Source organism: Microbulbifer sp. ABE4_465 (assembly GCF_056160765.1).
This window is the reverse complement of the sequence record NZ_JBSWXV010000002.1, coordinates 57213-72772: the sequence shown is the minus strand read 5'-3', so window position 1 is coordinate 72772 and position 15560 is coordinate 57213. Positions and strand designations below refer to the sequence as shown.

Sequence of the window (15560 nt, the reverse complement as noted above, 5' to 3'; positions counted from 1 at the left end):
CAACGATCCCATTGGTCACAGGAGTCAAATGCGAAGGCGCTGATGGCCGGGCCCCTTTCGCGAGACCTTCTAAAACAGGGACGTTTTAGAAGAGCCCCCAGGGATGGGTTCACGGCGTGTCTCGCGAAAGGGGACCGGACAGCAGTGCCGCCACGGTGCCATTTAATAGCACCCAATCGTTATGCGTTAATTAAGATTCAGATTCCAACAGCTTGTACATCTCGACGCCGGAAGTGATAAACGGCGCGGTGCCTTTGGGGTCGTCGTCATAAATTGGCTCGCTCATGTAGTACTCGTAGCTGCCGTCGCGGCCAAAGCCGAGGCCGGCCACCTGGCACATATCGGTGATGCTGATGGTGCCGTCGGCGTGTACCTGTACGAACTCATCCAGCAGGCCCTGGTAAGCTTTTTTCGCGGTGGCCAGGTACTTCTCTTTCGGCAGGTAACCCTGGTTCAGCGCTTTGGCGTAGAAGTAGGTGAACATGGTGCTGGCGGTGGATTCCAGGTAGTTCCCACGCTTGCCCGGCTTGTCGATGATCTGCCACCAGGTACCGGTTTCCGCGTTCTGGTATTTTTCGATCACCGGTGCAATTTCGGCGATCATGCTCAGCAGGTACTGACGCTCTTCGGTGTTCTCTTCGGGAATAAAGTCCAGTACATCCACCAGCGCCATGGCCAGCCAGCCCATACCGCGGGCCCAGTGGTAGCCGGAGAGACCGGTTTCCTTGTCTGCCCAGACCTGCTGCCGCTTTTCGTCCCAGGCGTGGTAGAAGAGGCCGGTTTCCGGGTCTTTCAGGATTTCGTTCACCAGTTTGAACTCGGCCAGCACTTCTTCCACGTTGGGTTCTTCGTGCATCAGCTGCTCGTAGTGCGCCAGGAACGGAATGCCCATGTAGACGCCGTCCAGCCAAACCTGGTGTGGATAGATTTTTTTGTGCCAGAAGGCACCGGCGCTGGTGCGCGGGTGGTGTTCCAGTTGCTCAAACAGGGTATCCACGGCTTTCTTGTAGACCGGGCTCTGATTGCGCTCGTACATGCGCAGCAGCATGGTGCCGGCGCGTACACTGTCGATATTGTATTTTTCCTGCACATAACCGTTGATGCTGCCATCTTCGCTGACGAAGGAACCCATCACGGTTTCCACGGCGTCCGCGTAGCGGGTTTCCGGCGCAACTGCGTTGAGCTCGTCGTAGGCCTGCATCACCATACCGGTGGTGTACTCGAAGTAGGACGGACGCTTGCGGATGTGGTCGTAACCACCAAAGCGGTAATCCAGGGTTTTGCGCTCAAGCTCGGAGTCCGCCAGTTTTTTGCTCCACTCCAACGCAACATCCGCGGTCAGCGGCTGGTCCGTTTCGGCAACGCTGGCGGCAGTGGTCAGACGCTGCCGCAGCGGCATGGTGAGCTTTTCCGCTTCCTGCTTCAGGTAGGTTTCAAACTCGGCCTTGGTGGTGATGGGGCCGTGTTCGCTTTTTGCTTCATTGGCCCAGGCAGCGAGGAAGTAGTACTGCACTTCATTGCCCGCGGGTTTCAGGATCGCCACCTGGTTGTGCTCGTCGGTGGTGGCTTCCTTGATCACCTTGTTCTTGGCAATCACCGCCATACCCAGGTTGGCGCCATCCAGGCTCTGCGGGCCGTAGGTGCCAATATAGGTGTAGGCGTGGCCGGTAATATCGGTGTCACCCACGATCAACTCGGTGCCTTCGTGATTCACGATACCGGCTACCAGGTTGTCCAGTTCTTCACTGGTTTTTGCATTCACTTCCACCAGACGGCTGCCGGCGTGCATGGACAGCACCGCGGTCAGATCGGTCTGCAGGTCGGCAGTGGGTTTCCAGCCCTGGTACTGCACTTTGAAGGAGGAGTAGAGCTCACCGTTTTCGGCGATGTCTACTTGCCAGTCCTGCACGTCGCTCACGCGAATGACTTTTTCACCGTCCCAGTAGCCGTAGCCGCCGACGCCCACGGAGCTGCCCACTTTCAGCACGTCCATGCCCCAGTCAGCCGGTTCGTGGTAGGAATCAAATCCGTCCTGGCCTACGCCCTGCAGTACCGGGGTCTGCACTTTTTTGCCGAAAATATCGAAGCCGTTACGCCAGTCGAGGTACACGCGGTAACCCACCAGGTCGGATTCAATACCGGGGCCTTCGTAACGGATAAAGTAGGAGTGGTCGGTGTGCTCTTCAGGCACGGAGAGGGAGCTTACATTCTGGAAGCTGCCACCCTTGTATTCACGCTCAACCCATTCGCCACCCACCTTGTGGGAGATTTCGGCCTGGGTGCGTTTCTCGCCTTCTACCGGCGCATCGGCTTCGGCGATACGCAGTTTAAGGGTTTCATCAACGGCAACATCTACAGTGAATAGGATGCCGTCTTTACTGCCATCGGCATCTTTGTCGATGGTCTGTACGGGAATCTGTTCCGCCTGGTTCCACACTGCGATCGGGGAGGCAAAACCGGCTTTCAGTCCGAGTTCGTAGAAGCTGAGGTAAACCGCTTCGTCCAGGCGCGGGAAATCTGAAGGGTTGGAAAGTTCCAGGTTAGCGATGGCGCTGGGCTTTTCTGCAACCGGTGCCGCTGCTTCTTGCGGGGACTGCGCGGCTTTGTCGCCACAGCCAGTCAGGGTCGCCGCGGTGAGCGCGAATGCAAGGGCATTCAGACCCAGCTTGCTTTTGGACTGATCAAACAGTTTCACAGACATCTCCACAAATTCGGGTTTTATTCTGTTATTTGCCATTCAAAAAAGAACGGCGGTAAATCGAAAAACGGCCGGGTGCGACTTCGAATCCTTACGCCGGTGTTTCCACCGGCAGAATCCCTGCACCCGGCCGCTCTATTCAGTACTACATCGAGCTCTTAATCGTTACTTTTAATTAAAAGATCGGATTAGAACTTGTACTGAGCGCCTACGTAGTACTGACGACCGTAAGTGTGGTCTACCACGATGCGGCCAGCGCTGTCGATCATCTGACGGTTAGGCTCGTCGGTCAGGTTGATCGCTTCCAGGCTCAGCTTCCAGTTGTCACCCAGGTTGTAGCCGGCAACGAAGTCCACATTGCTGGTGCCTTCGGTGTACTCGAAGTCGTTACCGTTACGACCCTGGCCCATGGCCTTGGTGTTGTAGTCAGTACGCGCCGCGTAGGAGATACGCGCGCTCCAATCTTCGTTCTCGTAGTACACGGTGGCGTTATAGGAGTTTTTAGACTGGTTTAGCAGCGGGCCGTAGTTGGGCGCCTCTTCGGTACCGTAGTTCATCTCTGAATCCACGTAGGTGTAGTTCAGGATCAGGCCGTAGTTATCAAAAAACGCCTGCTGGTACTGCAGCTCAACACCGGAGACGTCGCCACCCTCGCCGTTGAAGTTTCGGGTGATATCCCAGTTGTCGCCTTCATCGTAGGAGCCTTCGTCGCTCAGCACAGACGCGTCGAAACCGGTCTCAGACCAAGGGCGCTGGGAGAAGGTGTCTTTCTTGATGAAAGACTCGATGTCTTTGTAGAAGTAGGCCGCCGCGAATACTGCATCGTCGGAGAAGTACCACTCGTAGGAAACGTCATAGGCGCGCGCGCGGAACGGCTCCAGCAGCGGGTTGCCATAACTCACGGAGCCATTGAACTGGTCAATCTTACCACCAGGAGTCAGGTCACCCAGAGCCGGGCGGGACATGACATCGGACGCAGAGAAACGTACAACCATGTCGTCGTTCAGGTCCAGCGCCAGGTTCAGAGACGGCAGGGTGTCGGTGTACTCGTTGTTGGCAATCACCTGTACGATTTCACCGTTCAGGTCGGTCATGCCGGTGGACTCCACTTCGGTGGTCACACGGCGCACGCCGAGGTTACCGCGTAGCGGTAGGCCTGCCACTTCGGTGTTCCAGCCCAGCTGAATGTAGTAACCGGAATCGTCTTCCTGCACATTGCGGATGTCACCGGTGCGCGGTGCCATGCTGGCAGCGACGTCAGCAGCGTAAGTATCCAGTGTGGAGTGCACGTCCGGAGAGAACCAGCTGATGCCGTTCAGGCTGGTGGTAGAACCCTGCAGAGTAGAGGCGTTGATACCGGAGAATTTCGGCCCAGCGCGGTTTTCCGCCACGTCGAACTCGAAGCTCTTCTGGGAAACACCACCTTTCACGCTCAGTTCGTCGGTCAGGTCGAATTCCAGGTTGAAGGCAACAGTTTCAAAAGTGTTGTCTACGTGGTTCGGACGGTGACGCAGCTCAACAAACTCGTAGTTGTTCGCATTGGCAGTGTCGAAGTCGGCAAAGTCGATGGTGCCGCCGGCAGTGGTCGCGTTGTACGAGAAGCTGTTCTGTACGTCGATGGCGTCCACGATGGCAGTGGTCTGCATCGGATTGCTGTAGTTGGACTCGGACGCGCCCCACACCATGTCACCGCGCAGGCGATCGCTGAAGTCGTGAGAAGCGCGAATGGAGAACTGGTCGAACTTGGTTTCCAGCTCGTCGAAGCGGTGCTCTACACGCAGGTCGTAGTTGTTGACGGTCATGGCGGTGATGGTGCCATTTGCGTCCATGGTGTAGTCGGTGACGTCGAACTCGGGGAAGTTGCCCTTGTCTTTCAGGCTGACGGAAACAAACTCTTCCTGACGGGTCGCGTCGTAGCGCGAGGTCAGATAATCAACCAGGATCTCGGTGCTGTCGGTCGGGCGGAATTGCAAAGTACCGGTAAAGCCCTGGCGATCCTGTTCGTGCGTGAACTTGCCGTAGCGGGGAATACGCGGGAAGAAACCTTCGTTCAGCGCAGCCAGTTCAGCGTCATCAGCACAGGCGGAACAGTTTGCAATTTCTTCACTTGCGGTCCAACGCACGCTGGAGAAACCTTCTTCCAGCACGTTGCGCTTGGATTGAGAGTAAGTGGCCAACCAACCGATGGTGCCCGCTTCGTTCTGGCCGGCAACCAGGAAAGAGGTGCGCGGGTCGGCTTCACCAGAAGCGCTGTTGTAACCCATCTGCGCATTGGCAGCGAAGGTGAAGCTGTCATCCATATCCAGCGGCTTGCCGGTGTTCAGGTCGACAGTGGCCCCCAGGGAGCCTTCGTCCAGATCGGCAGAAGAAGTCTTGTGCACGGTCAGGTTGGAGAACAGCTCGGAAGCAAAGGTATTGAAGTCGAAAGAGCGGGCGCGGTTGGCGCCGCCGGAGGAGTCGGCACCACCAGTGGTCGACACGGCTTCCAGACCGTTGATGCGCACACGGGTGAACTGAGCACCCAGACCACGCACGGAAATGTTACGACCTTCACCGGCGTCACGGGTAATAGCTACACCGGGAATACGCTGTAGGGATTCTGCCAGGTTGAGGTCGGGGAAATCGGCAATGTCTTCCGCCAGGATGGCGTCTTTGGAGCCGACAGCATCGCGCTTCTGGTCGAGGGCCTTGGACAGACTGTCGCGGTAACTACCAGTTACCGTGATCTCTTCCAGGGCTGCATCGCCAGAGGTGTTTGCTTCCTGTGCAAAGGCCGGTACCGCAATCATGGCCATCGCAAGAGTGAGTGGTTTCAGCTCGAAGGTCTTCATGACTCTCATCTCCGCTTATCGTCGTTATTTTGGTAAAACCTTTTTTGGTAATACCGCTTATTATCAATGCAGGTCGATAGTCTCATACGGATTACCAACTATCAACTTTTGGCAGACCAATTTTTATCTTATTTCGCTCGCTATTTGATCGACAAGTAGAATAGCGCGCCATATTCGATAGATCCAGCGCGGAAGGGGCCGCGCTGGACGTCTTAGGAAGGGAAAATCTGGACGGGCCAGAGGGGCAAATTAGCTGGGCTGGAATGGCTGACCATTGATCGATACGTTATTCACGGTCAGGCCAGTCACCTCTTCGATCACACCAAGTGAGTCGGCGTGGTCAATACGGCTGTTGGAAATTCGCAGATCGCGGATCGGTGCCCGCTCAAAACCTCGAACCTGAAAGGCGCGCTTGGCTTCCTTGCACACCAGGTTTTCCACCTGGATGTTGTAAACAGCGGGATCGAAATCACCTTTATCACCCTCTTCGTAATAGAAGTTGATAACGATAACGTCCTTGACCTCTCCGATGGTCAGGTTGCGCACGTAGATGTCATGGATCTCGCCGCCACGCACCGAGTTGGTCTTGATACGCAGGCCGCGCTCCAGGTGCGGGCTGCTCATCACACAGTCTTCCAGGAAGACATTGCGCACACCGCCGGAGATCTCGCTACCCAGCACCAGGCCGCCGTGCCCATCGCGCATCTGACAGTTCCGCACAATCACATTCTCGGTCGGCACATTGACCCGACGTCCATCCGCATTGCGGCCCGATTTGATCGCAATACAGTCATCGCCGTTATCAAACAGGCACTCTTCAATCAAAACGTTGCGGCAGGATTCCGGGTCGCAGCCGTCGGAATTGGGACCGTGGCTTCTTGTGGTCACGCCGCGCACGGTAAGACCGTTGCAGAGTACCGGGTGAATCACCCAGAACGGCGAGTTCTCCAGGGTGACGCCCTCGATCAGCACGCTGTCGCACTCGTAGAACTGCACCAGAGGCGGACGCAGGAAGGAACCTTCAGCATATATGCGCTCGGCCACCGGCACACCGGCCTCGACATCTTTCATCAATGCATCACGGGGGCCGTGCTGGGTGTCCCCTTCATTGGTGCTGTTGTCGCACTTGGTGTTTTTCCCCTTCCAGGGCCACCAGGTGTTGCAGTCGGCACCGCCGTCGATCAGGCCTTTGCCGGTAAGGGCAATGTTTTCGCACTTGTGGGCGTAGATCAGAGGTGAATACCCCATCATCTCCATGCCCTCCCAGCGGGTTTTTACTGCAGGCAGATAGCGCTCAGGCTCGGGAATGAAATGGATTTCCGCCCCCTCCTGCAGGTGCAGTTCGGTATTGGAAACCAGGTGGATGGGGCCGGTGCGGTATTTGCCCGCGGGTACCACAATGCGTCCACCACCCGCCTTACGACTCGCCTCCACCGCGGCAGCAAAGATTTCACTGGCATCCTCACCCTCCCCCTTGGCACCGAGCTCCCGCAGATTGAACTCCCGCGTGGGGATTGCCGGCAATTTGATGTCTGACAGGATTTTCGGCACGCGCGCCCAGGGTCCGGAATACTCGGCTCGCGGTGGCCGGCTCATGGCAACAGCCTGGGGCAACAGCCCGGGGACGGCAGGCAGCGTTGCGGCGGCTGCCAGTGATTGCAGGAAGACTCGACGATTGAGTCCGGTCATAAATACCTCCCGGGCTTTATTGTTTTGCTAACGCGAAAAGGGAATTCATCACAGGTCGGTCTCGCGAAATGGCAAGACCATTATCAAAATCGGATCAATACTGTCATACCAATTTTGCCAGGGCAATAACCAGGCGGTCACGCCAGCGATCCGAGATTGGCCCCAGAAAGCCAACAGACAAATGACCACGATCATGTGGGTGGCATTTAACGGGCACAAAAAAGCCGGCTCACGGCCGGCTTCTTGGCAGCATCTGGATGCTATTCAGGGCAGCGCGAATCGCTGGCGGGCAGCACTCATTTCGCGACGGGCCTGCTCCAGCGCCTCAGCTTCAGTGGCGTCCAGCAACTGCTGAACAACGCGCTGGAGGTGATCGCGCATGGCATTGCGCGCGCCGTCCGGGTCGCGACTCTTGATCGCTTCGAGGATGCGGCGGTGCTCCTCGATTCGAGGCTTGGAGCCCGCCTGGCGGACTTTCTCGAGAATGCGCGCTGATACAGAGGAGTTGTTGCGCAATTTCCACAGGTGCTCACAAACCGACACCACGGCGTCATTGTGGGTACACTGAGCGATATGCAGGTGGAATTTCTCGTCGGCAACTTCGGCGCTGGATTCGGTCGCATTTTCCGCGACCATTTCTTCGAGAATGGACTCCAGCTGCTGCACTTCTTCATCGGTCATTTCACGGGCGGCCAGGCCGGCGGCCTCACCCTCAAACATCATCCGCGCCTGCAGGATCTCAAACGCACCGATATCGCTCTCGCCGGCGGTAAACCCACTGGCTTCAGTGTCGGTCACATAAACACCGGAACCGCCTTTTACCTCTACGCATCCTGCCAGTTCCAGTGCAATGATCGCCTCGCGCACCGTAGGGCGGCTGACCTCAAAACGCTCGGCTAGTTTGCGCTCTGCGGGCAGGCGGGTACCGGCCGGGTAGTCACCGGCGGCAATGGCAGCGGCCAGTTTTTCGGCCACCTGTTGATAAAGTCTGGCACCCTGCATTGAACTACTCTCCTGCAATTTTTTGCTGCATCTGTTTTTGTTGGTGTTGCGCTCCGGGCGCACAAAATTCGGTGCACCGCCGGCGCGGCCCATGCCGCACTCCGCTCGCGCGGCCGCCAGCAGACTCCCAACCGCTATGTAATGGTAATCCCGATTGGGCCACTTTCAGACAAACCTGCCTGACCCATCCGAACCCGCCAATCACATCGGTTTAACCCTATCGAGACCACATACGTCCGGGTTTCTGCCCGATCCGGTGCTTATATATAAGTTGCGGAAATATTGCACGGATTCTAGCAGATGGGGTTTAACCACCACAATACGGGAATTGCCACTACAGTCTTACCAAATTGGTCTACCCTACTGATTGCGGCCTTACCAATATAGTGTTAGATTGCAACCAATCATAACGACAACTGACCGCAAGTCCTTTTCAGCGGAGTCAGGACAAGATGGATCTCATTCACATACATACCGACGATAACGTCGCCGTCAGCAAGGCCCCGTTGCCCGCCGGCACACTGGTGAACTGGAACGGCAGCATGATGCCGTTGGTTACCGACGTGCCCGCCATGCACAAGGTCTGCGTACGTCCGATCACGGCCGGTCAGCCAGTGATCAAGTACGGCCAGGTTATCGGCTTTGCGCGGGAGGATATTGCTCCCGGCACACACGTGCACGAATTCAATATGGAAGCGGGCAACCACCAGGTGGTGCACGACTTCTGTAGCGACTATGTGCCTACAGAATTTGTCGCACCGGAGGAGCGCGCCACTTTCATGGGTTATCGCCGCCCCAATGGCAAGACCGGCACCCGCAATTATTTCGCCGTTGTTTCCACCGTAAACTGTTCGGTGACTGTTTCCCGGGCGATCGCCGCGCATTTCCGCGATAGTGGCAAGTTACGCGATTTCCCCAATGTTGACGGCGTTGTTGCACTTGGCCACGACAGTGGCTGTGGCATGTCCACTTCCGGCGAAGGCTACCAGACCTTGTTGCGAACCCTCCACGGCTATATCGCGCACCCGAACTTTGCCGGTGTTTTGCTGGTTGGATTGGGCTGTGAAGCGATGCAGATCTCCAGTCTGATGCGGGAAACCGGTCTTCGGGAAGGCGACAACTTCCAGGTGATGACGATCCAGCAACAGGGGGGTACTCGCGCGGCGATCGAGTCTGGCATCGAGCGCCTGACTGGAATGCTGCCGGCAGCCAATGCCTGCGAGCGCGAGGCGATCCCGGCATCCGAACTGACCCTGGCGGTTCAGTGTGGCGGCAGTGATGCCTACTCGGGAATTACCGCCAACGCCGGCCTCGGCGCTGCAGCGGACATTTTGGTGCGCCAGGGTGGCACGGTCATTTACTCGGAAACACCGGAAATATACGGCGCCGAGCACTTGTTGACCCGCAGAGCCTGCTCACCGGAAGTGGCGCAAAAGCTGGTTGATCGTATTCAGTGGTGGGAACACTACACCGAGATTAACGGCGTTGAGCTGAACAATAACCCGTCCCCGGGCAATAAAGCCGGCGGCCTGACGACCATTGCCGAGAAATCTCTCGGCGCCCAGGCAAAGGGTGGCACGACCGCGCTGCAGGATGTTTACCTCTATGCCGAGCAGGTGCGCAAGAAAGGGCTGGTGTTTATGGACAGCCCCGGGTTTGATCCGGTTTCGGTAACCGGTCAGGTGGCGAGCGGCGCAAACGTGGTCTGCTTCACTACCGGGCGCGGATCTGCTTTTGGTGGCAAGCCGGTACCCAGTATCAAACTGGCCAGCAACTCGAACCTGTTCGAGCGTATGCGCGAAGATATGGACATCGACTGCGGCGGTGTACTGGACAAACGCTACACCGTTGCCGAATGTGGCGAGATGATTTTCCAGCACATTCTGGCAATCGCTTCTGGGGAACAGAGCGCAAGTGAAAAACTGGACTATGGTGACAACGAGTTTGCCCCCTGGCATATCGGCGCAGTCGTTTGATTGCGAGCGCGCAGAAGGCAAGCAAGTAACAAAAAACCGGCAATTATGCCGGTTTTTTGTTACTTATGGGGCAGCGAAATCAGGCGGTTTCCAGCTCGGCCTCACTGCTTGCCAGTGACCGCTGCAAGTAGTCGGGTGTGCACTTGGGGCACTGCTTGTAGACGAACGCTTTCCGTGCCCGATGGTACTCTGCTTCCGCATCGAAAAATGTTCGGTGCATTATTTCAAGCTCTTCACGACGATACTCTTCCAGCGGTTTTGCGCGCTCGTCCTGCTCCCGTCGCTCGCGTTTTTCCGCCAATAGCAGACTGACGCTTTCCGGCTCTGTGAGCGCTTCACAGTATGCCTGCAACTGACAATTGAACTCTGCCGAATCCTCTTTAAACAGCACATCCGCATAACCATCACGCAGCGCTTCCATGGCGAGTACCGGCATGCACGATCTGGTATAGCGCTGCGCCGCCTCTTTGCCAATCCGCCGTGGCAGCAGGTAAGTCCAGTACTCGGACCCATACAGTCCCATGGTCTGGTAGTGCGGGTTGATGACGACACCGTCGCGCACGATCACCAGGTCAGCTGCCAGCGCCATCATGGCTCCGCCCGCCCCCGCATTTGAGCGCACGGCGGAGACCGTCACCTTGTCCTGTGTGTGGATAACCTCAGCAACAAAATCGTCGATCGCGTTGATGTTCTCCCAGGATTCCTGAGCGGGATCCTCCGCGGCCTCGATGGTGTTCAGGTGAATCCCGTTACTCCAGAATTCGTCCCCTCCCATAAGGACAATCACCTTGACGTCGGACGCGGCCAACTCGCGGTACTGTGCCAGCAGCGCTTTGCACTGTGCCGTGGACATGGCGCCACCGTGGAATGACCAGTAGAGGTAGGCCACACCGTCTGTGTACTCAACCCAGATATCCTGGACGGCCACCGGAGTGTCCTGTAGCTGGTCCACCGGATATTCCAGCAACGGCGGAATGATGTCCGCAGCCGGCAATTTGAACTCACCCGCAACTTTTGCGTGAGATATCCACACGGCGCCATCCACCGTCGCCCGGCAGACACGGCCGCCGGCACTGACCAAAAACTTTCCCGGGTCACCGACATATTCGCTAGCCGCCACCGCGCCAAACAGGTTGACGGTCTTGCCGCCAATTTCCTCGCGCACACCGGGCAGGCTGTCCGCGGCACGCATTTTCTTAATCACCAACGCCGTCGGGTCCCGCTGCCAGTCGATGGCACGATCGCTCTGGGTCATCATCGGCAGCAGGCAACCGGGAGCACTGGATTCATCCAGTGGCCGCGGCACAAAATCGTTTTCCATAAACGACTGAATCGCCTGCTTGACCAGAGACACCGCTGTCGCGGTCACTTCGCGCCGGTATAGACTGGATTTGGAAGCGCCGGGTCGCACCGGGAAATTCTGCGTCCCCCAGATATCCCCGGCATCCATGGAATCGTTTGCCTGCAGCAGCGTGACGCCCCAGCTCGGCTTGTCGTGGTAGATGGCCCAGTCCAGGGAGGACGGGCCCCGGTCTCCCTCGATCCCGGGATGCACGACAAGGCAGGGCAGCCGCTGCCAGATGGCATCGGGAATTTTATGTTTCAAAAATGGACAGATGACCAAGTTCGGCTGGAAATGCTCGACCGCGGCTTCCATTTCGGTGTCACTGGTTGCCAACTGCACCAATAACTCGCACCCGGACAGGGATAGCTCGCGATGCACCCGCTGACTCAACCCATTGAAAGCACTGCACAATAGCAGAACACGCATTTATACCTCCATGTATACGAATATTTATTATTAAAGCTTCCCTTTCGGGAAATTTTCACCAGTGGATGTCCGGATAATAATTAAATTTCCCCCGGAATCACCAGCAAATTTTGATTCTCACGCCACAGTGAGAACTGGGTCTACCTATTCCCCTGCAGTAATCCCGCCAATTCCAGCTCAGTACCAGCCATCATCAAAAAATCATGCGCTGTCATTGACCGAAAAGACTCGATTACAAAATAAAAAAGGCACGACAAGTCGTACCTTTTTTTGGACTTCAAATTTTATGCTGCACTTTTTCGCATATTGTTTTCCGAGTATTCACTCAGTTTTTCTCACTATCTCGAATGCATTGTATGAGATCCGCGCATTGGTTTGGTGCAGCAAACAACACACGCCAACGCCACCTGAATCTATTCATTCAGGTGGGCTATGGCCGCGGCATACCGTCTAACTGCGCTCGGGCGCTCGGCTTAGCAGTACGATAATCAATGTTGCCAGCGGACCGCACAGTAAACTGATGATCCACCAGAAAAGCCCGCTGCGATTTTTTCCCTGCGCGAGACCCGCATTGATGAGGGATAGGGTTCCCCAACCCACCAGCCACTCTCGGGACTGGATCATCACTTGATACTCTTCCATGCAACCAACCTGTGCGACGAGTGAAAACGAAATTGTTCCTGTTACGAAATTATCAGGCGTCCATCAGAAACCGAGCAATCGTTCGGAACCCATGCCCTTTGGCACCTTGGGCCCACTGATCATTCGCGCCCGGGAGATAGGAGCCGGAAAGATCCATGTGTACCCAGCCCCGGCCGTCATCGCGCACAAATTTCGCCAGGAACGCGGCGGCGGTTGATGCACCCGGGGTGCCATCCATACCCACATTGGCGATTTCCGCAAAACCCGAGGGAATCTGCTCCAGGTGGAATTTCTCCAGTGGCAGGCGCCAGGCTTTTTCATTTTCCGCCTTTGCCGCGCTCAATACCTTTTCTGCCATTGTATCCTCCAGGCTCAGTACCGAGTTGTAGTCACGGCCCACTGCCATTTTCGCGGCACCGGTTAAGGTCGCCGCATCGAGAATGTACTGCGGATCCTGGTCACTGGCCTCCAGCAGGCCGTCCGCCAGTACCAGGCGACCTTCCGCATCGGTATTCAGAATCTCTGCGGTCACGCCATTCTTGTAGGTAATCACATCACCCAGTTTAAAGGCGTGCCCGGAAATCAGGTTTTCGGCACAACACAGGTACAGTTTTACACGCTTGTTCAGGCCCCGGGCGATGGCCAGCGCCAGGCCCCCGGTCACCATGGCTGCGCCGCCCATGTCAGATTTCATGTGCGCCATACCGGCGGAGGGCTTGATACTGTAACCACCGGAATCAAAGGTGATGCCCTTGCCCACCAGGCAGATATCCACTTTGGCATCGTCCTGCCCTGTGGGGTTATAGTCCAGCTGTAACATGGCGCCGCCACGCACACTGCCGCGGCCCACGTTGTAAATCCCCATAAAGCCTTCATCGAGCAGTGCATCGCCGTCGACAATGCGGTAACTCACCGCGTCCGGAGCGAGCTTTTGCAACATATCCGCAGCACTTTCTGCCAGCGCGCGGGGAAAAATATTTTCCGGGGAGCCGTTGGTAATCTCACGTACCCACAGACCCGCTGCCTTACGCGCATCCAGCTCCTTGCGCTCATCGCCTTCCGCCAGTCCCCAATCCAGAGTACTTTTGCGGTTGGGGTTGTAATACCCCGCCCAGAATGCCCAGCGGCTCTCGAGGTCCCAGTTATCACCGGCGAGTGTGATTTCGGTGATGCCCATACCGTCGAGGCGCCGGGCAGCGCGCTGTACCGCCACCAGAGTGCCTCCGGTGGCATCGGTGGCATGAATACGCGCTTCCGACTCAGCAAAGCTCAACAGGGCATTCTTGCCCCAGTGGTCCGCTGCCGCCGTTGTTTCCAGCTTTACCTGCATCGCCGTTGTCATCTGTACACCTTTATAGAATTCTGAAAAGTAGAAGACCTTTACTATTGGGGCAGTCTAGCAGCCTGCAAGGGCCAAAGGTTTGCGCGCCCGGGGAGACTGCCGATACACTTCAGGGGTTAAAAATAACGACAAGGATGTGAGCTATGGCTGATACCTGCCACTACCACTCCAGTGCAGATGCCGTATGGCACTGTACCGGCTGCAGTAAGGAATACTGTGGTGACTGCATTCCCGGGGCGGTGGATAACTATTACCAGTCCACCCCCAAATGTGTCCTGTGCAACAACCGGCTCGACAATGTGGGGGCGAGTAACAAAGCCAAGCCATTCTGGCAGATGGCCCCCTTCTATTTTCGCTATGCCATTACACCCGGGCCACTGACGGTATCCGCAATCTGCGCAATCGCAGCACTGGCAATTACCGGGCTTGGCTGGCTGTCTATCTTCGTGCTGGTCGCCATGCTGGCGGTAGTGATCCGCTACAACCTGATGGTGATCGAAAAACTGGCCAGTGGCGATCTGCAGGCACCCACTTTCGGCGATGCTCAGGACGGGCGCAGTGCAGCGGTATTTGCGCGGGTAATCGGGATGATTCTCGTGGCTGGCGGTGGCGGTGCACTGGTTATGTCGACCTTTGGCGAGGGCGCGACCCAGGTGTATTCCATCGCGCTTTCCCTGCTCGGGCCGGCAGCAATGATTGTACTGGCCCTGGAACACAGCCTGCGCGCGGCGGTAAACCCGCTGAAGCTACTGCACTTCACCCTGATTATTGGCTGGCCCTACTGGCTGTTGTGGCTCTCCACCAGTGCGGTGTCCGCAGCGCCGGCGGTGCTGCTTCCCTTGGTGGCGGACAAACTGCCGGCGTGGATGCTGCTGCCGCTGCTGGCATTCGTCACCAGTTACTTCTCTGTAGTGACCAGCGCGATGATGGGTTACATCTGCCTGACCCGGCAGAAAAAGCTTGGCGTCACCTCCCAGGTGGACGACCAGGACTATCTCGAGGAGCGGGAGTTTGACCGGCGCAAGGGACTTGCAGATGCAAATATCTTCCTGCGCGAAGGGCGACATGAAGAAGCGCGCAAAACGCTGGTGACGGTATTGCGTCAGCAGCCCAATGATATTGCCCTGAACGAACGCTACTATCGCCTGCTACTGGCCACCGATGACAAGAAAGCATTGCGAGAGCTGGGGCCACATCTGCTGGAGCGATTCGTTACCCTGAACCAGCCCCACAAGGCCGCCGAGTTGTATATGGCCACGTTGCAGTCCCACGGTGCTCCGGCCATCGACAAGTCCCTGTTGCGCCACCAGATCGCCGAGGCGCTCTACCGCCAGCGTCACTTCAAACCGGCGCTGGCGCTGGTGAATAATCTGCACAAAGAAGACCCCCACTACACCCGCCTGGATAGCGCATACCTGCTGCTGGCAAAGATCTACATGGATGGATTCAACCGCACGGACAACAGCCGCAAGCTGCTGGCGTTTGTGCGCGGCAAGTTTCCGAAAAGTGCGGTGCTTGGAGAGGTGAAACAGCTGGAGGCGATTCTCGCCGCGGAAGAAAGCGCACAGCCTGCCTAGTACCTAGCGGTGCCGCCACCCAAGTTTATTCA

General features: G+C 56.9%; 9 protein-coding genes. 2 read left to right on the top strand and 7 right to left on the bottom strand.

The genetic code is table 11. The features are described from left to right. Positions 1 to 190: 190 nt before the first annotated feature. The 4 genes from ACXAG1_RS04035 to ACXAG1_RS04020 all read right to left on the bottom strand — a co-directional run bounded on the left by ACXAG1_RS04035 (position 191) and on the right by ACXAG1_RS04020 (position 8220). Positions 191 to 2695: a DUF4861 family protein gene (locus tag ACXAG1_RS04035; protein WP_475119001.1), complete on the bottom strand. Its 2505-nt coding sequence runs from the start codon at positions 2693 to 2695 to the stop codon at positions 191 to 193. Between the two features lie 191 nt (positions 2696 to 2886). After that, on the bottom strand, positions 2887 to 5529 hold the full coding sequence (locus ACXAG1_RS04030; RefSeq protein ID WP_475091576.1) for a TonB-dependent receptor: 2643 nt from the start codon (positions 5527 to 5529) through the stop codon (positions 2887 to 2889). A 249-nt stretch (positions 5530 to 5778) separates the two neighbouring features. Then, positions 5779 to 7218, bottom strand: a complete 1440-nt coding sequence (locus ACXAG1_RS04025) for a glycoside hydrolase family 28 protein (protein ID WP_475091575.1) — start codon at positions 7216 to 7218, stop codon at positions 5779 to 5781. A gap of 264 nt (positions 7219 to 7482) precedes the next feature. Further along, positions 7483 to 8220 carry a FadR/GntR family transcriptional regulator gene (locus ACXAG1_RS04020; RefSeq protein ID WP_475091574.1) on the bottom strand — a complete coding sequence of 246 codons (738 nt, stop codon included), beginning with the start codon at positions 8218 to 8220 and terminating at the stop codon, positions 7483 to 7485. 452 nt (positions 8221 to 8672) lie between these two features. On the opposite strand from ACXAG1_RS04020, the gene ACXAG1_RS04015 reads away from it, so the two are divergent. After that, on the top strand, positions 8673 to 10196 hold the full coding sequence (locus ACXAG1_RS04015) for a UxaA family hydrolase (RefSeq protein WP_475091573.1): 1524 nt from the start codon (positions 8673 to 8675) through the stop codon (positions 10194 to 10196). A 79-nt stretch (positions 10197 to 10275) separates the two neighbouring features. Here the strand turns inward: ACXAG1_RS04015 and ACXAG1_RS04010 are convergent, their stop codons facing one another. The 3 genes from ACXAG1_RS04010 to pepB form a co-directional block, all read right to left on the bottom strand. Further along, the gene (locus tag ACXAG1_RS04010) at positions 10276 to 11967 is read right to left on the bottom strand and encodes an enoyl-CoA hydratase-related protein (RefSeq protein WP_475091572.1); all 1692 of its coding nucleotides are present in this window, start codon (positions 11965 to 11967) and stop codon (positions 10276 to 10278) included. A 450-nt stretch (positions 11968 to 12417) separates the two neighbouring features. Then, positions 12418 to 12609 carry an antitermination protein NusB gene (locus tag ACXAG1_RS04005; protein WP_475091571.1) on the bottom strand — a complete coding sequence of 64 codons (192 nt, stop codon included), beginning with the start codon at positions 12607 to 12609 and terminating at the stop codon, positions 12418 to 12420. A 52-nt stretch (positions 12610 to 12661) separates the two neighbouring features. Then, entirely contained in the window at positions 12662 to 13951 is a 1290-nt protein-coding gene (pepB, locus tag ACXAG1_RS04000) for an aminopeptidase PepB (RefSeq protein ID WP_475119000.1), read from the bottom strand. A gap of 143 nt (positions 13952 to 14094) precedes the next feature. Between pepB and ACXAG1_RS03995 the strand changes: the two genes are divergently transcribed. After that, the gene (locus ACXAG1_RS03995; protein WP_475118999.1) at positions 14095 to 15528 is read left to right on the top strand and encodes a hypothetical protein; all 1434 of its coding nucleotides are present in this window, start codon (positions 14095 to 14097) and stop codon (positions 15526 to 15528) included. The last annotated feature ends 32 nt before the right edge of the window (positions 15529 to 15560 follow it).